This is a genomic window from Hymenobacter sp. BT18, assembly GCF_012273015.1.
Classification (GTDB): Bacteria; Bacteroidota; Bacteroidia; order Cytophagales; family Hymenobacteraceae; genus Hymenobacter; species Hymenobacter lutimineralis.
Genome location: NZ_CP050954.1, coordinates 3,016,217 through 3,037,121, shown reverse-complemented (window position 1 = coordinate 3,037,121; position 20,905 = coordinate 3,016,217). Strand labels below are relative to the sequence as shown.

At 56.4% G+C, this 20,905-nt stretch carries 17 protein-coding genes; 8 read left to right on the top strand and 9 right to left on the bottom strand.

All coding sequences use genetic code 11. The features are described 5' to 3' along the window. The first annotated feature begins 84 nt into the window (after positions 1-84). The 4 genes from HER32_RS13030 (at position 85) to HER32_RS13015 (ending at position 5,506) form a co-directional block, all read left to right on the top strand. Positions 85-510 (top strand): single-stranded DNA-binding protein, encoded by a 426-nt coding sequence (locus tag HER32_RS13030; RefSeq protein ID WP_149072043.1) that lies wholly within the window; start codon positions 85-87, stop codon positions 508-510. 113 nt (positions 511-623) lie between these two features. Then, the gene (gene gldD / locus HER32_RS13025; protein WP_410503877.1) at positions 624-1,223 is read left to right on the top strand and encodes a gliding motility lipoprotein GldD; all 600 of its coding nucleotides are present in this window, start codon (positions 624-626) and stop codon (positions 1,221-1,223) included. 80 nt (positions 1,224-1,303) lie between these two features. Next, positions 1,304-3,403 (top strand): ATP-dependent DNA helicase RecG, encoded by a 2,100-nt coding sequence (recG, locus tag HER32_RS13020; RefSeq protein WP_149072042.1) that lies wholly within the window; start codon positions 1,304-1,306, stop codon positions 3,401-3,403. 651 nt (positions 3,404-4,054) lie between these two features. Further along, entirely contained in the window at positions 4,055-5,506 is a 1,452-nt protein-coding gene (locus HER32_RS13015; protein ID WP_168682175.1) for a hypothetical protein, read from the top strand. 161 nt (positions 5,507-5,667) lie between these two features. Here the strand turns inward: HER32_RS13015 and HER32_RS13010 are convergent, their stop codons facing one another. From HER32_RS13010 to HER32_RS12985, 6 genes are all read right to left on the bottom strand, one after another. Beyond that, entirely contained in the window at positions 5,668-7,455 is a 1,788-nt protein-coding gene (locus HER32_RS13010; RefSeq protein ID WP_168682174.1) for an acyl-CoA dehydrogenase family protein, read from the bottom strand. Positions 7,456-7,838: 383 nt separating this feature from the next. Next, entirely contained in the window at positions 7,839-9,017 is a 1,179-nt protein-coding gene (locus HER32_RS13005; RefSeq protein ID WP_168682173.1) for an acetyl-CoA C-acyltransferase, read from the bottom strand. Between the two features lie 46 nt (positions 9,018-9,063). Then, a complete protein-coding gene (locus tag HER32_RS13000) occupies positions 9,064-9,432 on the bottom strand; it encodes a four helix bundle protein (RefSeq protein ID WP_168682172.1) in 369 nt (122 codons plus the stop codon). A 39-nt stretch (positions 9,433-9,471) separates the two neighbouring features. Next, complete coding sequence (locus tag HER32_RS12995; protein WP_168682171.1) at positions 9,472-11,880, bottom strand: 3-hydroxyacyl-CoA dehydrogenase/enoyl-CoA hydratase family protein; 2,409 nt, start codon at positions 11,878-11,880, stop codon at positions 9,472-9,474. A 168-nt stretch (positions 11,881-12,048) separates the two neighbouring features. Further along, positions 12,049-12,525 carry a MarR family winged helix-turn-helix transcriptional regulator gene (locus HER32_RS12990; protein WP_168682170.1) on the bottom strand — a complete coding sequence of 159 codons (477 nt, stop codon included), beginning with the start codon at positions 12,523-12,525 and terminating at the stop codon, positions 12,049-12,051. Between the two features lie 247 nt (positions 12,526-12,772). Continuing rightward, a complete protein-coding gene (locus HER32_RS12985; protein WP_168682169.1) occupies positions 12,773-14,554 on the bottom strand; it encodes an AMP-dependent synthetase/ligase in 1,782 nt (593 codons plus the stop codon). A gap of 206 nt (positions 14,555-14,760) precedes the next feature. Between HER32_RS12985 and HER32_RS12980 the strand changes: the two genes are divergently transcribed. From HER32_RS12980 to HER32_RS12965, 4 genes are all read left to right on the top strand, one after another. After that, positions 14,761-15,909 (top strand): formimidoylglutamase, encoded by a 1,149-nt coding sequence (locus HER32_RS12980; protein ID WP_149072035.1) that lies wholly within the window; start codon positions 14,761-14,763, stop codon positions 15,907-15,909. Positions 15,910-16,045: 136 nt separating this feature from the next. Then, entirely contained in the window at positions 16,046-16,327 is a 282-nt protein-coding gene (locus tag HER32_RS12975; RefSeq protein ID WP_232066484.1) for a cytochrome b5 domain-containing protein, read from the top strand. Positions 16,328-16,333: 6 nt separating this feature from the next. Beyond that, positions 16,334-17,170, top strand: a complete 837-nt coding sequence (murQ, locus tag HER32_RS12970) for an N-acetylmuramic acid 6-phosphate etherase (RefSeq protein ID WP_168682167.1) — start codon at positions 16,334-16,336, stop codon at positions 17,168-17,170. A 184-nt stretch (positions 17,171-17,354) separates the two neighbouring features. Continuing rightward, complete coding sequence (locus HER32_RS12965; protein WP_149072032.1) at positions 17,355-17,921, top strand: hypothetical protein; 567 nt, start codon at positions 17,355-17,357, stop codon at positions 17,919-17,921. 172 nt (positions 17,922-18,093) lie between these two features. Here the strand turns inward: HER32_RS12965 and HER32_RS12960 are convergent, their stop codons facing one another. From HER32_RS12960 to era, 3 genes are all read right to left on the bottom strand, one after another. Continuing rightward, entirely contained in the window at positions 18,094-18,333 is a 240-nt protein-coding gene (locus HER32_RS12960) for a hypothetical protein (protein ID WP_149072031.1), read from the bottom strand. Between the two features lie 121 nt (positions 18,334-18,454). Beyond that, positions 18,455-19,777: a ribosome biogenesis GTPase Der gene (gene der / locus HER32_RS12955; protein ID WP_168682166.1), complete on the bottom strand. Its 1,323-nt coding sequence runs from the start codon at positions 19,775-19,777 to the stop codon at positions 18,455-18,457. A 168-nt stretch (positions 19,778-19,945) separates the two neighbouring features. Further along, positions 19,946-20,845 (bottom strand): GTPase Era, encoded by a 900-nt coding sequence (gene era, locus HER32_RS12950; RefSeq protein WP_149072029.1) that lies wholly within the window; start codon positions 20,843-20,845, stop codon positions 19,946-19,948. Positions 20,846-20,905 lie beyond the last annotated feature (60 nt).

Below are 20,905 nucleotides of genomic sequence, written 5' to 3'. Positions count from 1 at the left end.
TTTTTGGTATATTGTTTTTACTATTGTATCTTTAATAGCAGAAACCAACCCTTATTTTTCACTCAACTCCTTATTCATCAGATCATGGCAGGCATTAACAAAGTAATCCTGATTGGCAATCTGGGCAAAGACCCGGAAGTTCGTCACTTGGAGGGCGGCGCCAGCGTGGCCCACTTTACCCTGGCTACCAACGACTACTACAAAGACAAGCAAGGTAACCGGGTAGAGCGCACGGAATGGCATAACATCACGGCTTGGCGCGGCTTGGCCGATATGGCCGAGAAGTACCTGAAAAAGGGCCAACAGGTATACATTGAAGGAAAGCTCAGGACGCGGCAATACCAGGACAAGGACAACCAGACCCGGTATATCACCGAAATTGTCGCCGACGAAATTACCATGCTCAGCGCCCGGCCATCGGGCACCGACGGCCCTTCTGCGCCCGAGCAGGCCACGGCGGCTCCTGTCACTTTCCGACAGGAGCCCGAGCTTGACCAGCTGCCTTTCTAATACCGTCCGGCTTTACCCTCTATCAAAAGCCCTGGCACATGGCCGGGGCTTTTTGCGTTGTAGAACATAGTAGCTCGCAGTGGTTACCTTTGATAGGTAAATCTGTTTTCCGGATGTCCTTCTCTTCCTCCTTCTTTCGGGCGCTGGCTATGCTGCTCGTAGCGGCCTCTTTTACCGCTGGCTGCTCCTCGTCTCCTGAATACACACCTAAGCCCAAGGGGTACAACCGCATCGACCTGCCCCCGCACCGTTACCAGCAGCTGGCGCCCGGTCATCCGTACACGTTTGAGTACTCCCGGTACGCCAAGATCCTACGCGACTCTTCCTACCTGGCCCAGCCGCACTGGATTAATGTATACTACCCCTCTTTGCGGGCGAATGTGCAGATAACCTACACGGATGTGCGGCGGAATCCCAAGCTCTATAACAAGATGCTGGAAGATGCCCGTAAGCTCACCAGCAAGCACGAGATAAAAGCGTCGGCCATCGACGAGAATATTCTGAAAACGCCCAGCGGCATGCGGGTTTCGGTGTTTGAGCTCAGCGGGGAAGTACCCAGTCAGTTTCAGTTTTATACCACCGACAGTACCCGGCACTTCTTCCGCGGGGCCCTGTACTTCCGCACAGCCACGGCCAATGACTCTCTGGCCCCGGTAATCGACTACGTGAAGACGGATATTGTGCGCCTGCTAAACACGCTGAAATATCAATGAGCAATGAAAAATGGGCAATGAAGGATGGCCGGAAGGTACAGTTCATTGCTCATTCCTCATTCTTCATTCTTCATTGATCTATGAGTACCTTTTTCCAGACCAAGATTGAGTATTTGCGCGGCGTCGGCTTGCAGCGTGCCCAGCTTCTCCAGAAAGAGCTGGGTCTGTTCACCTACGGCGACCTGATTCAGCGGTACCCCTTCCGCTACCTCGACCGCACGCAGTTTTACAACATCTGCGACTTGCACGACGACTTACCTTTCGTACAGGTAAAAGGCATTCTGCGCAACCGGGAGGTCCTGGGCGAAGGTCCGAAGAAGCGCATGGTCGCCAAGGTCGCCGACGCCAGCGGCGAGCTGGACCTGGTATGGTTTAAAGGAGTAAACTACCTGGAGAAGATCATTAAAAACCACCAGGAGTATATCGTTTTCGGTAAACCTACCCTGTTCAACGGGCGGCCCCAGATGGCCCACCCCGAGCTGGAAGAGGTGTCGGAGCAAAAGCCGGGGCAGAGCTACCTGCAGCCCGTTTACAACACCACCGAAAAACTCAAGAACTACCACCGGGTCGATAGCAAAGCCATTGCCCGCATGGTGGCCGACCTGCTTAAGCTGGCCCTGCCCCAGGTCTCGGAAACCCTGTCCGACGACCTGATCCGGCAATACGGCCTCATGCCCAAGGCCACCGCCTTCCAGCAGATTCACTTTCCGCAGAGCACGGAACTCCTGCAGGCCGCCCGGTTTCGGTTGAAATTTGAGGAGCTATTCTACGTGCAGCTGAAGCTGCTGCGCCAGCGCGACCAGCGGAAGGTGGAGCTGGCCGGCCAGATTTTTCGCGAAGTGCCTTCCCTGGTGCACTTCTATAAGAACGTGATGCCCTTCGATCTGACGGGGGCTCAGAAACGCGTTATCCACGATATCTACAAAGACTTTTGCTCCGGTAAGCAGATGAACCGGTTGTTGCAGGGCGACGTGGGCTCGGGCAAAACCATTGTAGCCTTCATCAGCATGCTCATGGCTGCCGACAACGGGGCCCAAAGCTGCCTGATGGCTCCCACCGAAATTCTGGCCGACCAGCACTACGTTGGTCTGAAGCAGTACGCCGATATGCTGGGCCTTAAAATCGGGAAGCTCACGGGCAGCACCCGCACGGCCGAGCGGCGCGTACTGCACGAGCAGCTGCGCAGCGGCGAAATGCACATGCTGGTAGGCACCCACGCCCTGCTGGAGGACGTGGTACAATTCCGCAACCTGGGGCTCACCATCATGGACGAGCAGCACCGTTTTGGGGTAGCCCAGCGCTCCAAGCTTTGGCAAAAGAACCCGCACGTTATTCCCCACGTGCTGGTGATGACGGCTACTCCGATTCCCCGTACGCTGGCCATGACGCTTTACGGCGACCTGGATGTTTCCGTCATCGACGAGCTGCCGGCCGGCCGTAAGCCCATTGTCACCGTCCACCGCTTCGATTCCAACCGCCTCAAGGTATTTCAATTTCTGCGCGACCAGATAAAGCTCGGCCGGCAGGTATACATTGTCTACCCCCTCATCGAGGAAAGTGAGGCCATGGCCGACTACAAGGACCTGATGGACGGGTACGAAAGCGTGGCCCGCGCCTTCCCCGAATACCAGATCAGCATTGTGCACGGCCGCATGTCGGCAGCCGAGAAGGATGCCGAGATGCAGCGCTTCGTGGCCCGACAAACGCAGATTATGGTGGCCACTACCGTAATTGAGGTAGGCGTGAACGTTCCCAATGCCTCCGTAATGGTCATAGAAAGCACGGAGCGGTTCGGCCTTTCGCAGCTGCACCAGCTGCGGGGCCGCGTAGGCCGGGGTGCCGACCAGAGCTACTGCATTCTGATGAGCGGCTACAAACTCAGCAAAGACTCCCGCACCCGCATCGAAACCATGGTACGCACCAATAACGGCTTCGAAATTGCCGATATCGACCTAAAGCTGCGCGGCCCCGGCGACCTGATGGGAACCCAGCAAAGCGGGGTGCTGGATCTGCTGATTGCCGACTTAGCTAAAGATGGCCGCATTCTGACCGAAAGCAGGGCCGCCGCGCAAGAACTGCTACACGACGACCCTGACTTGCGTAAACCAGCCAATCAACCTATTCGCCGGCATATAGAAAGTTTGCCGGCTACGGCCGTCAACTGGAGCCGCATCAGCTAGATTTCTATATAGAAGAATAGGCATAAAAAAAGCGGAAAAGATCCGCTTGCTGCATTTATTCAATGCTCATGGCTACTGCCGTCTCCACTACCGGAGCCGTTCCAGGCACCTGCCGGATATTTTGTGAATGTGTGCTCACCTGATGCACCAAGAAGGGGGTAGCCACTGCAGCTGCCTGGGGTTTATGAACAATGGTTGCGGTTTGCGGCTCCGAATTTCTGGCAAATCGGCCAGCTACGATGAGAACAAACAGAAGGAGAGTCTTAAGTAAAAATTTCATATCAACAGGTCCACGTATGTGCAGAAGGTTGTTTGGCAAAAACTGAGCCAGGATGCGTTAGCCTCGGCTCGGCAGTAGCTTCAACAGGCAGTAGAGGCGGCGTTTTTTCTACAACTTACAAAAGTAAATGTAGATTTTATCTACAAAATTATGTCAATCATGCAAAAAAACGGGCATCTGATGGGGCAAAGCAACCACTTTGTCGGCAGAAAACAAGAACCGTTTCCTTTATGAAAAGATGAAGCTTTCCTTGCCTGCACTGGCCTCTCGCTCAGAAGCCGGGTCGTTTACGGTAGTTAAGGAAGAGTTGATACCTTTGAAGAGGATTTTTTTTGATTTTTTTTCTTGTTCGTAGCTAACCGCCTTCTCTCGTGAACTTTACTGTAAAAATATGGGGAGTTGCCCTGAGCCTCGCAGGTGCGCTCTGCACCGGCCCCGTTTCTGCCCAGCGCGTGAAGACGGCGGCGTTCAGCTATGTACCAGAGCAAACGGATGACCGCTACAACCAACGGGTGCCACGCAAAACGCTGCCCGTAGCCGGCACCACCGACTTTGTAGTGCTGGGCCACAGATCGGCAACGGAGTATAGCGTGGAACGCTACGATGCCGAGCTAAAGAAGGTATGGACGGCGGCGGTGCCCGTAGCTGCCGGAGAAAGCATCGAAACCTTCGCCGCAAACACTGAGCAGGCAATGGTAGTAATTCACCACAAGGACGCCGCTGCCCAGTATTTATCGGTTTTGCCCATCAACCTCAAGTCGGGGCAAAAGGCGAATCCCCAAAAACTGATCGACGCCAGCCCGCGTGACCGTCGCCCAGGGGTTGCTATTTCCCCGGATGGCAAGCGCATCCTTGCGTTCCGCTACCTCACCCGGGAGGTTCAAATCAAAGCCATTAGCGCGACGCTGTACGATCAGCAGCTGACCAAACTCAAAGACCGTATCTACGATTTTCACGACTTAGGCGACCTTTTCTCACCGGCGGTACACGTTGCCAACGATGGCACCCAATACGTCACGTTGGTTAGTGATAAGATGAAAAAGCTTTCCCTCCGCCGCTATCGTTTGGATACTAACGATGTACAGGTGCTTTCGGTAGCCGTGGGCGGCACGTTCGGGGGTAAGGCGGTAAACGTGTTTGATACCAAGTTCACCATGCAACCCAATGGGGTAATCTTTGGGGCCGCAATTTGTACGGAACGCGAAACGGGCCAGTATTACAGCCTTAAGCTCGTCAAATTTGACCCCACGCAGGGCGGTGATTTGAAGTTTGCGCCGGAATTCCGCTTTACGCCGGAGTATCTGGCAGAAGTAAACAAAGCCGGACAAACCAGCTCCAAACGACTGGAAGACGTGTACCTCTCAGATGTAGTATTCACGCCCGATAGTGCTCTAGTCGTGGTAGCGGAAAAGAAATATGAGGAAGGCGGCGACGACTCCCCTACGCACGCCCGGGAACTGCACTTGTTTGGCTATAACCAGTTCCAAACGCCTACCTGGCACACGATTATCGCCAAAAACCAGGTAGCGTCACCGGCCGAGGGGTTTGCCGGCATTGGCTACCGGGTGGCGGCCTTCGGCAATGAGCTGCAAATCGTCACGCAGGAAAAGCTCAAGAACAAGTCGGACCTGTATCTACGCCGGGTAAATGCCCGCACCGGGGTGGTATCGGAGCCGAAGAAACTAGGCCTGAACGTAGCCGACCAAAACCTGGCCTATGTAAAGGATTTTACAACCTGGCTGGATGCTAAAACCATCATCGGTGTAAGCCGCCCCAATAAGAAGTCGGCGGCCCTGATGCTGAATAAGATTGTGAGCAAATGAACCACAGATTCCGGCGGATTTTCCGGATTCCACGGATTCTATAGTCGGCGTGCATCAAGCACCTGTCATCCTTCGCTTTGCTCAGGATGACATGAAACAAAAAAGCCTCCATAGATGGAGGCTTTTTTGTTGGTGCGTGAATCGCCCGCACAATCCGTGGTTTAGTAGGCGTACTCGTTGGCGGCAATCAGCTTGTCGGCGATGCGGCGACGAGCTTCTTTGGCGTTGTAGAGGTCCGACTTGGTGAAGCGCTTCAGACCCATGGCCAGCAGACGCTGCTCGTCACCCTCGGTCATGGTGCCGATGGCGTCCTTGCCGAACTTGTTCACCTGATCCACGGTGTCGTAGAGGTATACGCGGGCAATGTCGATCTGCGTTGAAACGGCCTCTTCGCCTTTGGCGGCGGCTTCCTTCTCCACGCGCAGCAGGGTGCTTTCGGCGGTGTACACCTTGATGGCCATGTCGGCAATGTTCATCAGTACTTCCTGCTCCTTGGCGAGCGAGTTCATGTACTTCTGCACGGCCGTACCAGCTACCATCAGAATAGCCTTTTTCAGCTTGGCAACGGTCTTTTTCTCGGCGGCAAACAGGCCGGTTTCTTCTTCCAGGTTGAAGTCTGGAATAGCCATCAACTCCTGCTGCACCGCCTGGGCGGGGCCCATCAAATCCAGCTCGCCTTTCAGACCCTTTTTCAGGATCATGTCGACGGCCAGCATGCGGTTGATTTCGTTGGTGCCCTCGAAGATGCGGTTGATACGCGAATCCCGGTAGGCGCGGTCCATAGGATAGTCGGCCGAGAAGCCGTAGCCACCGTAAATCTGCACACCTTCGTCCACCACGTAGTCAAGCACTTCCGAGCCTTCCACTTTTAGGATGGCGCACTCCACAGCAAACTCGCGAGCAGCACCCAACAGGGCCTCGTTGTGGCTCTGTCCCTTGGCCAGCAGTTCCTGCTCCATGCGGAAGATGTCCATGCCGGCGCGGTAAATAGCCGATTCTACAGCGTAAATCCGGATGGCCTGCTGAGCCAGCTTGTACTTGATGGCGCCGAACTTGCTGATGGGCAGCTTAAACTGCACCCGCTCGTTGGCGTACTTCACGCTCAGCGTAGAAGCCATTTTGGTAGCACCCAGGCAAGCGGCAGCCAGCTTGATGCGGCCGATGTTCAGGATGTTGAAGGCAATGAGGTGGCCCTTGCCAATCTCGCCCAGCACCGCCGATTTCGGCACTTTCACGTCGGACAGGAACACCTGACGGGTCGAGGAACCCTTGATACCCATTTTGTGCTCCTCGTTGCCGAGGCTCAGGCCGGGCGTTTCTTTCTCCACGATGAAGCCGGTGAACTTGTCACCATCCACCTGGGCAAACACAATGAATACGTCGGCGAAACCACCGTTGGTAATCCACATTTTCTGGCCGTTGAGCACGTAATGCTCGCCGTCCTCGGTGGGCATGGCTTTGGTTTTGGCGCCCAGGGCGTCGGAACCGGAGCCGGGCTCGGTGAGGCAATACGCGCCCATCAGCTGACCATTGGTCAAACCGGGCAGGTACTTAGCTTTCTGCTCCTCGTTACCGAAGTACAGAATGGGCAGCATGGCAATGCCGGTGTGGGCCGCGAAGGCCACCGGGAACGAGTGGCCACCACCCACACCCTCGGTCACGCGTAGCGACGTGGGGAAGTCCATGTCCAACCCGCCGTACTGCTCGGGAATGCTCACGCCGAACAAACCCAGCTCGCCGGCCTTTTCCATCAGGCCGCGCATGAGCCCTTCCTCGTGGTTATCGAGGCGGTCCAGCAGCGGCGTCACCTCCTTCTCCACGAAGTCGAGAGCGGTCTGGTGCATCATGTTCTGCTCCTCCGAAAAATCGGCGGGCGTGAATACGTCCTGGGCGTCGGTTTCCTTGATGATAAACTCGCCGCCTTTCACAAGTTGGTTGGTTACTTCCATGACCGGGTGAGGTGAAATTGAGTGGGAAATACTGAAGTCAAAAAGAAGAGAAACTACTCGGCTTACCTACTATTTACCGGCAAGTAAGCCCCGTTGTTTTGTCGTACCGAAAGATACAAAAATTTGTTATGCTTGCCGACTAGTTCACGAAAAGAAAACCCCGGATCAGCGGGGAAATCTTTGTCAACCGTCTGTCATCCTGAGCGGAGCGAAGGACCTTACCGTATTATAACGATTCGTTCTAGCGTGATAAGGTCCTTCGCTCCGCTCAGGATGACAAATCAGTTACAGAAACTTTGGCTTGTGCCGTGAGCGGCTGAGTTTTCCGTCCGAAGCTGGGCTTCGGGCCGCCCACGGCACAAGCTAAAGCTTACGCTACATTACTACTTCAACAGCTCGTAAATGCCGGCTACGCCCTGGCCGCCGCCGACGCAGGCGGTTACCATGCCGTACTTCTGGCCCCGGGCGCGCAGCTCGTGGAACAGCTGGATGCTGAGCTTGGCACCGGAGCAGCCCAGCGGGTGGCCGAGGGCAATGGCGCCGCCGTTCACGTTCACTTTGCTCTGGTCCATGTCCAGCTCGCGCATGACGGCGAGGCTCTGGGAGGCGAAGGCTTCGTTCAGCTCGAACAGGTCGATGTCTTGGAGCTTCATGCCGGCTTGGCGCAGCGCCTTCGGCACGGCCTTGATGGGGCCCATGCCCATGATGCGCGGGTCGATGCCTTCAGTGGCGTAGGTCACCATGCGGGCAATCGGCTCCAGGTTCAGTTCCTTCACCATGCGCTCCGACATCACAATGACGAAAGCGGCACCGTCGGACGTCTGCGACGAGTTACCGGCCGTTACCGAGCCGTTGGCGGCAAACACGGGGCGCAGCTTGCCCAGCGCCTCCATCGACGTATCGGCGCGGGGGCCTTCGTCGGTATCGACTACGAACGAGCGGTTTTTCTTTTTGCCGGTGGCCTGGTCGAGGTAGGTTTCCTCCACGGTTACGGGCACAATCTGGTCCTTGAACTTGCCTTCCTGAATGGCTTTGATGGCCTTCTGGTGCGAGTTGTAGGCAAACTGATCCTGGTCTTCGCGGGTGATGCCGTAATCCTGGGCTACGGCTTCAGCGGTGAGGCCCATGCCGAGGTAGTAGTCGGGGTGCTGCTGGGCGAGCTTGTAGTTGGGCACGGTTTTCCAGCCCACGGTAGGCACTAAGCTCATGCTCTCGGTACCACCGGCCACGATGCAGTCGGCCATACCGGCGGCAATTTTACCGGCGGCCATGGCAATGGTTTCCACGCCAGAGCCGCAGTAGCGGTTCACGATGAGGCCCGACACGTTCATCGGCAAAGCCAGCAGCGAAATCAGGCGGCCCATCTGCAGGCCCTGCTCGGCCTCCGGTACGGCGTTGCCCACAATCACGTCGTCGATGCGGGTGGGGTCCAGCTGGGGCACCGAGGCCACCAGGTGCTTGATGACGTCGGCGGCGAGGTCATCGGGACGGGTGAAGCGGAAACCGCCACGGTTGGCCTTGCCAACGGCCGTACGGTAACCGGCTACGATATATGCGTTCATGTTAGTAGAAGTTAGAGGTGAGAACTTAGAGCTTAGACTCTGGTGGTTAGTTCTCAGATTGAAGACTTTTTTGAAAGCCGTAGAGCATCTTTTGAAGTTCTACCAACTCACTTACAACAGCTTGTAATCGGGGTTCATCAATGTAGCCGAACTCAGCCGCCAGCAGAAACTGGGTTTCCAACTCGTAAGCTGAACCGGTGGCAATTGAAAGAAACTGCCCGAAATCCTTTGCTGAACCACGCCCTGCTCCTTCGGCAATGTTTGAAGGGATAGAAACGGCGGCTCGGCGCATCTGCGAGGTTAGCCCGAACCGTTCGTCAGGCGGAAACAGCGCGCAGCATTGGTAAGTGAGCTTGGTAATCAGCATCGCCTTCTGCCAGATTTTTAAACCCCGAAAACGATGCCGACTTACCATACAGAACAACTCTAGGTTCTAAGCTCTCAATTCTCAGTTCTAATTACGAAGCGGTTTGCCGGTAGTCAGAATCGACTGAATCCGCTCCAGCGTTTTCCGCTCGCCGGTGAGGCTGAGGAATGCTTCGCGCTCCAGGTCCAGCAGGTACTGCTCCGATACTTCGGTGGGGCTGCTCAGGTCGCCGCCGCACATGATGTAGGCCAGCTTGTTGGCAATCTTCACGTCGTGGTCGGAGATGTAGCGGCCTTCCTTCATGGCGTGCACGCCGGTCAGGAACATGCCCAGGGCGCCTTTGCCCTGCACCTTGATGTTGGTTTTCTGCACCGGCTGGGTGTAGCCGTCTTCGGCCAGCTCAATGGCGGCGGCTTTGGCCTGGGCCAGTACGCGGTTGGAGTTCACCACCACTTCGTCGCCGCGGCGCAGGAAGCCCAGGTCGAAGGCTTCGTGGGCCGAGGTGGATACTTTGGCGGTGCTCACCGTCATGAAGGCGTTGCGCAGCAGGTTGTACTCCGGCTCGCCTTCCTCGTACTTGAGGGCGGTGCGCAAAGTCATTTCCTTGGTGCCGCCGCCGCCCGGAATCAGGCCTACACCGAATTCCACGAGGCCCATGTAGGTTTCAGCTGCCGCTACCACCCGGTCGCAGTGCAGGTTCAGCTCGCAGCCGCCGCCCAGGGCCAGGCCGTGGGGTGCGCCCACCACCGGAATGCTGCTGTAGCGCATCCGCATCATGGCCTGCTGGAACTGGGCAATCATCAGGTTCAGCTCGTCATACTCCTGGTCCAGCGCAAACATGTACACGAGGCCCAGGTTGGCGCCAGCCGAGAAGTTCGGTGCGTCGTTGCCCACCACGAGGCCGCGGAAGTCCTTTTCGGCCAGCTCCACGCCTTTCAGCAAACCCTGGATGACGTCGGAACCCAGCGCGTTCATCTTCGAGTGGAACTCCACGTTCAGGATACCGTCGCCCATGTCGAGCACCGAGGCCCCGGCGTTTTTCCACAGCACTTTGCCCGTGGCGCGCAGGTTGTCCAGAATGATGAAGTTCTCCATGCCCGGAATGGCTTGGTAGCTCTTCGACTCGATGTCGTAGAACTGCTTCACGCCCGCTTCGCTCACTTTGTAGAAGGCGGTGTGGCCGGCGGCCACCATCTCCTCTACCCACGGCGCCACAGTTTTGCCTTCGGCCTTGGCCAGCTCCAGGCCCTTCTGCACGCCCAGGGCATCCCAGGTTTCGAAGGGGCCCAGGTCCCAGCCGAAGCCGGCGCGCAGGGCGTCGTCAATCTTATAGAGCGAGTCGGTGATTTCCGGAATCCGGTTGCTCACGTAGGCAAACAGGCCCGCGAAGGTCTTGCGGTAGAAGTCCCCGGCCTTGTCTTTGCCGGCGGCCAGCACCTTGAAGCGGTCCGCCAGCTTTTCAATCGGCTTGGTGGCTTCCAGGGTGGCAAACTTCACCTTCTGGCTGGGCTTGTACTCCAGCGTGTTCAGGTCGAGGGCCTGGATTTCCGACTTGCCGCCGGCACCTTTTACTTTCTTATAGAAGCCCTGGGCGGTTTTGTCGCCCAGCCACTTGTTCTCGGCCATCTTCTTGATGAAGTCGGGCAGCTGGAACACGTGCTTGGCTTCGTCGTTGGGCAGGTTCTGGGCGAGGCCGTTGGCCACGTTGATCATCGTATCCAGACCCACCACATCGGAGGTGCGGAAGGTGGCCGACTTGGCGTGGCCGATAACCGGGCCGGTCAGCTTGTCCACTTCCTCCACCGTCAGGCCCAACTCGCTCATCACCTGTACCACGTCCATAATGGCGAAAACGCCCACGCGGTTGGCAATGAAGGCCGGGGTATCCTTGGCCAGCACCGTGGTTTTGCCCAGGTACAGGTCGCCGTAGTGCATCAGGAAATCCACCACCGACTTGTCGGTTTCCGGCGTCGGGATGATTTCGAGCAGCTTCAGGTAGCGGGGCGGGTTGAAGAAGTGCGTGCCGCAGAAATGCTTGCGGAAGTCGTCGGAACGACCTTCCGTCATCATGTGAATCGGAATGCCCGAGGTGTTGGAGGTGATGAGCGTACCGGGCTTGCGGTACTGCTCTACGCGCTCAAACAGGCTCTTTTTGATGTCGAGACGTTCCACTACCACCTCAATCGTCCAGTCGCAGCCGGCAATGTCCTTGAGGTTGTCGTCGAAGTTGCCGGTTTTGATGCGGCTCACATCCTGCTTGCGGTACAGCGGCGAGGGATTAGCCGCCACGGCCGTCTGCAGCGAGCTGTTCACGATGCGGTTCTTCACGGCCGGGTTGTCCAGCTTCAGGCCTTTGGCCTCCTCGGCGGGCAGCAGCTCCTTGGGCGCAATGTCGAGCAGCAGCACCTGCACACCGATGTTGGCGAAGTGGCACGCAATGCGCGAGCCCATCACCCCGGAGCCCAAAACGGCTACTTTTTTGATGGTACGATTCATTCGTGGGAAGGAATGAGGTGGGAAGAAATAAGTTTTGTTTAAGCTTCAGACTGCCAGCTACCGGTTGGAAGCACTCGTCATGCCGAGTTGTTGGCTTTACGTTTCCACGGGCAGTGCCGGTGGAAAACAAGAAAGCTATCAGCCAAGGGCCAATAGCTAACCGCCCGGCTAGGCCGGTGACTCGGAGCGCAGGGGTTTTAGTTTGAAATCGTCATAGAGGGTCTTGCCCTCTATCATGCCCGTAATCTGGCCGACTACCTTGAAAAACACGTTCAGTTCGCTCTGCGGGATTTTCTCGCGCACTTTCAGGTTGAAGTGGCGCACCGTCTGACGGGAAATTTCCTTGCCGCGCAGGCCTTCTTCGGTCAGGAAAATGCGCACCGAGCGTTTGTCCTGGGTATCGGCTTGTTTGTAGATCAGGCCTTTTTCTTCCATGCTCCGCAGAATGCGCGTGAGAGAGCGGGTTTCGAGGCCCAGCAGCGGGGCTATTTTGGTAGCGGGCGTGCCGTTTTCCTGGTCGATGTTCAGCAGCACGAAGCCGATGCTCGTGGTGATGTCGTGCTTGGCAGCCTGCGTATTGTACATACGCGAAATGGCGTGCCAGGCAACTTTAATGTTATAATCAACGGTTTCCTCAGGTGTCATAGGGCAGTACGGCAAGTCCGGTAAACATACAAAAATATGTTATGCTTGCATACTAAGTTACGCAAAAAAATGAGCCTGATCTTAGAGGCTCATTTTCTACCTACTGGTTCGCACCTGATTCTCAGTTCGATTTACGCCATAGCCGCGTCATGACGCCATAGGTGAGAAACCCTGGATGTGCCCCGGTGGCTTAAGCCATCAGCCTCACCGCTTGTTCGACGGCGAGGCTGATGGTGAGCATTATAATTTAGCGTTTTGCGTCTTGCTGGTAAAGGCTTTCGATGATCTGCTTGTTGTTTTCGCTGATGGCCTTGCGCTTCACCTTCATGGTGGGCGTCATTTCGCCGGTCTCTACGGTCCAAAGCTGGGGTAGCAGGGCAATTTTCTTGACCTGCTCCCACTGGGCGAAGCCTTGGTTGTACTTCTGCACCAGCTCCTCATACATCTTCACCACCTTCTCGTTCTTCACTAACTCTTCGTTGGAGCAGTTGCAGTCCACATCATGGCGCTTGCACCAGCCCTTCAGGTCATCGAAGGAAGGAATAACCAAAGCCGAAGGAAATTTCTGCCCGTCGCCCACCACCATGCACTGCTCCACCAGGGGCGACTCTTTCAATTTGCCTTCTATCACCTGCGGGGCAATGTATTTGCCGCCCGAGGTCTTGAACATCTCCTTTTTGCGGTCAGTGATTTTCAGGAATTTGCCGTCCACGATTTCCCCAATGTCGCCGGTGTGGAACCAGCCCTCAGCGTCAAATTCCTTGGCGGTGAGTTCGGGCTTGTTGTAGTAGCCTTTCATCACGGATTCCGACTTGGTCAGAATCTCTCCGTCGGCGGCAATTTTCACTTCGGTGTTGTCGATGATGGGACCCACGGTGCCAATCATATTGTTTTCGGGCTCATAGCCCCCCACGGCAATAACGGGCGACGTCTCAGTGAGGCCGTAGCCTTCCATTACCCGGATGCCGCCGGCCCAGAACACGCGGGCCAAGCGGGGCTGCAGGGCGCCGCCACCGCTCACTATGCAGCGCAGGTTACCGCCCAGAGCTTCGCGCCACTTGCTGAAGATAAGCTTATTGGCCAGGGCCAGCTGCGTGTTGTACAGAAAACCGTGGTCTTTCTGGTTGTCGTATTTGAGGCCCAGGTCAAGCGCCCAGAAAAACAGGCTTTTCTTGACCCCCGTTTGCTCGTGGCCCTTGGCGACAATCTTGTCGTACACCTTTTCCAGGAGGCGCGGCACGGTAGTAAAGATTTCGGGCTTCACCTCGCGCAAGTTATCGGCAATGGTTTCCATGCTCTCGGCGTAGTAGATGCTCACGCCGTTGATGAGGTAGAGGTGCGTGACCATCCGCTCAAAGATGTGGCAGAGCGGCAGGAAGCTCAGGGCTTTGTCGTTTTGCGTGACGGGCACAAACCGCTGGGAGTTGCGGCAGTTGCTGAGCAGGTTGTTGTGCGTCAGCATTACGCCTTTGGGCTGACCGGTGGTGCCCGAGGTGTAGATGAGCGTGAGCAGGTCGTCGGGCTGGACGGCGGCTTTCACCGGCTCCAGGTCGGCGGCAACGCCTTTTTTGCCCAGCTCCAGCAGTTCTTCGAAGTGGCGGGCTCCCTCAATCTTGTCGAAGGTAAAAATATTGCCGGCCGGGATATTCAGGCCCTGGGTGGCCTCCTGTACCTTTTCCAGCAGCTTCTTATCGGAAACGAAAATTGCTTTCACGCCGGCATCGGCGAAGATGTACTTGTAGTCCTCAACGGTGATGCTGGGGTACATAGGTACACTCGTGGCGCCCAATTGGGCAATACCAAAATCCGCGAACATCCACTCGGGGCGGTTCATGGAGATAATGGCTACTTTGTCGTCTTTACCAATGCCGAGGCTGCGCAGCCCTAGGCTCACCTGGTTTACTTTCTCGACAACCGTATCGGTGCTGATGGGGGTATAACGGCCGCTGATTTTGACGGCAAAGCAGTCGGGTTTGTTGTACTTCTGCTGCAGGTGGGGCAGGATGTCGAAGGTACGGCGAATGTCCATGAAGAAGGGAAGGCACTGGTGGGAAGATGCAAGGAAGCAGGACAGCAGTTTTGGGCCGGCGTGGAGCCGGGCAACCTGAACCGCAGCTTAAATAACTACTTTTTTCGTTGGTTAACCAGTTTACCGGCACATAATGGCCGGGGCGGCAGCTAGGGCCATGCCCGGCTTTTACGTAGCTTTGCCCGAGTCCGCTCTGTCTGCGTCCGATGAATCTTGCTATCTTTTTTGATCCATTGCCCGAAGACCCGGTAGGTGCCGCACCCGTTCCCACCACGCTGGGGGCGTATGCCACGCGCTTCATCGACACGTTTCCGGACTGGCGCGCCGCCGATCTGGCCCTGATAGGGCTGGATGAATGGCGGGGCAGCGCTGCCGGTGCCCCGCAGGGCCATAGCGCCAACCGCGTGCGGGAGCGGTTTTACCAATTGCAGAAGGGTACCGGGCCGGTTCGACTAGTAGATCTGGGCAACCTGCGCCCCGGCCTCACGCTGGAAGACACCTACCTGCGCCTGCGCGAAATTGTGGCGGCCCTGCTGGAAAATCAGACTATCCCGCTGCTACTGGGCGGTTCCCAGGACCTAGACTATGGGCAGTTCTTGGCGTACGAAACGCTGGAGCGCCCCGTGAGCCACGTGACGATTGACGCCCGGGTAGACATGGCGGAGCACGACGGAGCCCGGCCCGAGGATACGCACCTGCGGCGCATTCTAATGCACGAGCCCAATTTCCTGTTCTGCTTTAGTCAAATCGGGCACCAGCAGTACCTAGTGCCGCCCGGGGTGCTGGCCACGCTCGAAAAACTGCACTTTGAAACCCTGCGTCTGGGCGAAGTCCACGCCGACGTGCGCCAGGCCGAGCCCCTCATCCGGCAGGCCGATATGCTCAGCTTCGATTTATCGGCCTTACGCTGGCCCGACTTCCCGGGCTACACCCCACCCAGTCCGTATGGGCTGACGGGCGAAGAGGCCTCCCAGCTGTGCTGGTACGCCGGCCATAACGACCAACTGAGTTCCTTCGGCCTCTACGGCTACCGTCCCGACCAGGATGAGCACGGCCTAGCGGCCTTTGCCGCAGCCACCATGCTCTGGTACTTTATTGAAGGCTTCTACCACCGCTTGGGCGAAACCGACTTCCAGAGCCGACGGTTTATGCGCTACGCCATTGGTCTGCCGGGCACTCCGGCCAAGCTGGTATTCTATAAGGCCCGCCGCACTGAGAAGTGGTGGCTGGAGGTGGAAAGCTTGGCCGACAGCTCCGTGAAGCGCATTGTGCCCTGCAGCTACCAGGATTACCTCCACGCCTCCCAGGGTGATTTACCTAACCGCTGGATTCTTACTCAAGCCTTGCTGGGGTGAGCTGCTGGATTTTAGTTTCAAGTTGATGTGTATGCCAGAGCCTGTTTCGCCTGATGAGTCTTCTGCGGAAGCGGAAAAGCGTACCACTTCTGTAAACGCGGACGCCGCTGAGGCAATTATTTTGCCTTCTACGCCCCTGTCTGAACCAGCAACCTGCAACCCGCAACTAGAAACTTACACCAGAAGCCAGCTGGCCTTGCGTAATGGCCAGGATCGGGACGAAATCTGGGTGAGCTACCGTGGTCTGATCTACGATGTAACCCGGTCCCGGCTGTGGCGACGCGGTAACCACTACGAGCACTGGGCCGGCCAGGACCTTACCAAGGAGCTGGACAAAGATGCCCCGCACACGCCCAACGTTTTCGACCGATTTCCAATTATTGGCCAGTTGTTGCCCTTGCCGCCCCAAGCTTCCTGATTTGCCGTGAACACAACCGAAAGCCCTTCCGATTTTAATAACCTCGAAACCCTCTCTACCCGTGAACTGCTGGCCGGCATCAACAGCGTGGATGCCACGGTGCCGCAGGCCGTAGCCAAAGCCTTGCCACAGCTGGAAGCCCTAGTTGAGGCTACGGTGGCCCGGTTACAGCGCGGAGGGCGCTTGTTCTACATCGGAGCGGGCACCAGCGGGCGGCTGGGCATTCTGGATGCTTCGGAGTGCCCGCCTACGTTTGGCGTGCCCCACGGCCTAGTAATCGGCCTGATTGCCGGCGGCGACACGGCCATTCGTAAAGCCGTGGAAAACGCCGAAGACGACGCAGCTCAAGCCTGGCAGGATCTGCTGGCGTATGCTATTACGGATAAAGACATTGTGGTGGGTATTGCAGCTTCGGGCCGAACGCCTTACGTAATTGGGGGCCTGGAGCAGGCCCGGCGGCATGGCCTGGCTACCGGCTGCATCGTGTGCAATTCGGGCTCAGCGGTGGCCGCAGCAGCTGAATTCCCAGTTGAAATCGTGACGGGGCCGGAGTTTGTGACGGGCAGCACGCGCATGAAAGCCGGCACAGCGCAGAAGCTGGCTCTTAACATGCTCACTACGGCCACCTTCATCCGCCTAGGCAAAGTGAAAGGCAATAAAATGGTGGATATGCAGCTTTCCAACGCCAAGCTGGTTGACCGGGGAGAACGGATGCTGATGGATGAGCTGGGCATAGCGCAACCCGAGGCAGCCGCCTTGCTACAGCAATACGGCTCGGTGCGAGCCGCCCTGACGGGGCGAAACAGCCTACCCGGCGAGACAGGAGCTGGCGTTGTAAACTAGCTAGCGTCAGCTCTGCGGGTAGTAAACCGAGGCCGAATTCCAGCTAGGCCGCCTGGGCGCTTTCATACCCCGCCCAATTACGGTGGTTGGGAAACCCCGGGGCTTTTTTCGCAGTTAGGAAGGAAAACAAAACTGGCTCAATGCCTCCCAGCGCAAGCGCAGGCGGGTGATTTTCCTTTCCCTTATGCACACCATCGAACCGCACTACGCCTGGCTGGATCAGTACTCCGCATCGGAAGACCCCCGCTCTCCGCTTTTCGAAGCCGAGAATAGCCTGGATGCCTATACCAATACCATTTATGGTTACTACATCCATCCGCAGTGGGACAGCCTCGACTCGGAGACGCTGTACCTGAAAATCCTGTTCGTGGATTATGACCTGGGCAGCGCCATCATTGAGTTCATCGGCGAGTGGAACGACGCCATCGAAAACGACGTGATGCACCTCAAGCGCAACATCATTGATTTGATGACGCACGAGGGCATCCGCAAATTTGTGCTCATCGGCGAAAACGTGTTCAACTTTCACGGCTCCGACGACTCCTACTACGAAGAATGGTTTGAGGATGTGGAAGAAGGCTGGATTGCCGGCGTGAACTTCCAGGAGCACGTGGTGCGCGAAATGCACCAGTTTAACATCGATAATTACGTAAATTTTGGGGGCCAGCTGGATGAACTGCCCTGGCGCACGTACGCCCCGCGCAAGCTGTTCGAAGTAGTAGATGGGCTACTACGCCGCCGGCTGGGGTAGCGCCTTTGCGGGCTTCCTCCTCGGTTCCCTTTCCCGTGAAGAAGGGAGCCTCACGATTTCGTTCAGCGTAGCGGGTTGCGCTGATGCACTGCTTTAAGAATTCACCACAATAAAAAAGGCCGCCTCTTTGCAGAGGCGGCCTTTTTTATTGTGCGCCGGAAGGCGCATCCAACTACTTAGCGTCGGTTGCGTCAGCAGCGTTTTCCATAGCATCAGCCTTGGCTTCGCCATTGGCTTCTACCGAGTCAGCAGCGGCGTCCGAAGCACCGGCTTCTTCCATAGCGTCAGCCTTAGCTTCAGCACCTTCTTCTACTTGCTCAGCAGCAGCTTCCTGGTTGTTTTCAGTTTTGCTGTCGCACGAAGCGAAGGTGAACGAAGCAGCAGCCAGAGCGAGGAACAGAACCTTTTTCATTGTGGGGGTTGGGTTAAAATGAATGTCGAAGTTGAAGTTGCACTTATCAGCCTTCCCTGAAGTTCTGATGAAATACAGGGCTTTATACCGACCTCAATAGAAGGTAACCCAACCCGGGAAATTATTTTTTCCGGAACACAATGCCGATGGGTACGCCCGTGAAATCGAAATGCTCGCGCAGGCGGTTTTCGAGGTAGCGAGTGTAGCTTTCCTTCACGTACTGGGGCAGGTTGCAGAAGAACGCAAACACCGGGTTGTGCGTGGGCAGTTGCGTCACGTACTTGATGCGCACCAGCTTGCCTTTTTGAATAGGCGGCGGATACTTCTCAATTTCCTTCAGCATCACCTCGTTCAGCTCCGAAGTCGGAATTTTGCGGCGCTTGCTTTCGTACACTTTCACGGCCGTTTCAATGGCCTTGTGCACCCGCTGCTTGTTAAGTACCGAAACGAAAATGATGGGCGGATAGCTGATGGGCGCAATTTTCTCGCGGATTTTCTCCTCGAATTCCTTGGCCGTATTCGTTTCCTTATCCTCAATCAGGTCCCACTTGTTCACCAGAATCACGATGCCCTTGCGGTTCTTGTCGGCTAGGCCAATGATGTTCATATCCTGGGCCTCGATGCCGCGGGTGGCGTCGAGCATCACGATGCACACATCCGATTCTTCCAGCGCCCGGATGGAGCGCAGCACAGAGTAGAACTCAATGTCCTCGTGCACCTTGGTTTTGCGGCGCAGGCCGGCCGTATCGACCAGGATAAACTCCTGCCCGAAGGCGTTGTAGCGTGCCTGGATAGAGTCGCGGGTGGTACCGGCAATATCCGTCACGATGCTGCGCTCGGTGCCCAGCAGCAGGTTCACAAACGACGATTTACCTACGTTAGGGCGACCCACAATGGCAATTTTGGGTACGCCCGCGTCGGGCTCTTCCACGCCTTCTTCCTCGAAGTGGCTAACCACGGCGTCGAGCAGGTCGCCGGTGCCGGAGCCGCTTTGCGAGCTGATCGGGAAAATTTCACCGTCGCCGATGCCCAGGGCGTAGAATTCGCCGGCGGCGTGGGCGCGGGCGTTGGTATCGGCCTTGTTGGCTACCATGTACATGGGCTTTTTGCCCTGGTAGCGGCGCAGCACGTTGGCAAACTCTTCGTCGAGGTGGTGCAGGCCGGAGTCTACATCCACCATAAACAGGACGACGTCAGCTTCTTCAATGGCCAGCTTTACTTGCTTGTTGATTTCGCCTTCGAAGATGTCTTCCGAGTTGTGAACGTAGCCGCCCGTGTCAATCACGGTGTAGTACTTCCCCGTCCACTCGCCGTAGCCGTAGTGCCGGTCGCGCGTCACGCCCGATTCGTTGTCCATGATGGCCTTGCGCTGGCCCACCAACCGGTTGAACAGCGTGGACTTACCCACATTTGGGCGGCCCACAATGGCAATAGTATTCTTCATGTTGTCTGACTCCAGCCGCCGGCCCGACCAGTTTCGGCAGTGCCCGGAGTAGTTAAGTGAATGTGAGGTCGGATTCTTAGAACTAAGAAGCTAGCTATGGGAGCTTAGACTGTTCAGTATCATTGTTCTTGAACATTCTAAGCTCTTAATTCTAAAATCTCACCGCTGCTATTGGTTGTACCCAAAGCGGGTAAGCGCCTTAGGATCGGTACGCCAGTTTTCGTTGACTTTCACGTGGATTTCGAGGAACACCTTTTTCAGGAAGAACTTCTCCATTTCTTCCCGGGCCCAGGTGCCTACTTTCTTAAGGGCGGCGCCTTGCTGGCCAATGATGATGCCTTTCTGACTGGCGCGCTCCACGTAGATGATGGACCGCATCCGAATGATATCTTCCTCTTCCTTGAACTCTTCAATCTCGACCTCACAGCTGTAAGGCACTTCCTTCTTGTAGAGCTTAAAGATTTTTTCCCGGATCATTTCAGCCGCAAAGAAGCGCTCCGGCTTGTCCGTCAGCTCATCCTTGGGGTAGTAGGCCGGATGAACGGGTAGGTAACCCAATATCAGATCCAGCAGTTCACCGGTGCCAAACTTCTCCAGGGCCGAAATTGGCAGCACGCGGGCGGCATTGGGTAGCTGCTCGCGCCAGTAGTCCACTTTGGCTTCTACCTCGGCCTGATCGGCCTGGTCAATTTTATTGACCAGCAGCAGAATGGGCGTATTCACCATTTTGCGCAGGCGTTCTACCACCGGCTCTTCGTCGTGCTTCTCGTAGATGTCCGTTACGAACAAAATAACGTCGGCATCTTCCAGCGAAGAGTACACAAACGACATCATGGCGTTGTGCAGCTCATACTTAGGCTGAATGATGCCCGGCGTATCAGAATACACCAATTGAAAGTCGTCGCCGTTGAGAATGCCCAGAATCCGGTGGCGCGTGGTTTGGGCTTTGCTGGTGACGATGCTGAGCCGTTCACCCATGAGGGCGTTCATTAGCGTCGACTTGCCTACGTTGGGCTTGCCGATAATGCTCACAAAGCCAGCGCGGTGCGGAGTAGGTTCGGAATTCACAGTGTTTTCGAAATAAGTCTGCAAAGGTACGGTTATTTTAAGCCGTTAGCTGTTAGCTAC

What these genes read in the sequence shown, in the direction of transcription:
- HER32_RS13010 (WP_168682174.1), bottom strand. Translation starts at nt 7,455, where the DNA reads ATGGAAGTAACCAACCAACTTGTGAAAGGCGGCGAGTTTATCATCAAG.
- HER32_RS13005 (WP_168682173.1), bottom strand. Translation starts at nt 9,017, where the DNA reads ATGAACGCATATATCGTAGCCGGTTACCGTACGGCCGTTGGCAAGGCC.
- HER32_RS12985 (WP_168682169.1), bottom strand. Translation starts at nt 14,554, where the DNA reads ATGGACATTCGCCGTACCTTCGACATCCTGCCCCACCTGCAGCAGAAG.
- der (WP_168682166.1), bottom strand. Translation starts at nt 19,777, where the DNA reads ATGAAGAATACTATTGCCATTGTGGGCCGCCCAAATGTGGGTAAGTCC.
- gldD (WP_410503877.1), top strand. Translation starts at nt 624, where the DNA reads ATGTCCTTCTCTTCCTCCTTCTTTCGGGCGCTGGCTATGCTGCTCGTA.
- HER32_RS13030 (WP_149072043.1), top strand. Translation starts at nt 85, where the DNA reads ATGGCAGGCATTAACAAAGTAATCCTGATTGGCAATCTGGGCAAAGAC.
- HER32_RS12960 (WP_149072031.1), bottom strand. Translation starts at nt 18,333, where the DNA reads ATGAAAAAGGTTCTGTTCCTCGCTCTGGCTGCTGCTTCGTTCACCTTC.
- HER32_RS12965 (WP_149072032.1), top strand. Translation starts at nt 17,355, where the DNA reads ATGCACACCATCGAACCGCACTACGCCTGGCTGGATCAGTACTCCGCA.
- HER32_RS12990 (WP_168682170.1), bottom strand. Translation starts at nt 12,525, where the DNA reads ATGACACCTGAGGAAACCGTTGATTATAACATTAAAGTTGCCTGGCAC.
- HER32_RS12980 (WP_149072035.1), top strand. Translation starts at nt 14,761, where the DNA reads ATGAATCTTGCTATCTTTTTTGATCCATTGCCCGAAGACCCGGTAGGT.
- recG (WP_149072042.1), top strand. Translation starts at nt 1,304, where the DNA reads ATGAGTACCTTTTTCCAGACCAAGATTGAGTATTTGCGCGGCGTCGGC.
- HER32_RS12995 (WP_168682171.1), bottom strand. Translation starts at nt 11,880, where the DNA reads ATGAATCGTACCATCAAAAAAGTAGCCGTTTTGGGCTCCGGGGTGATG.
- HER32_RS13000 (WP_168682172.1), bottom strand. Translation starts at nt 9,432, where the DNA reads ATGGTAAGTCGGCATCGTTTTCGGGGTTTAAAAATCTGGCAGAAGGCG.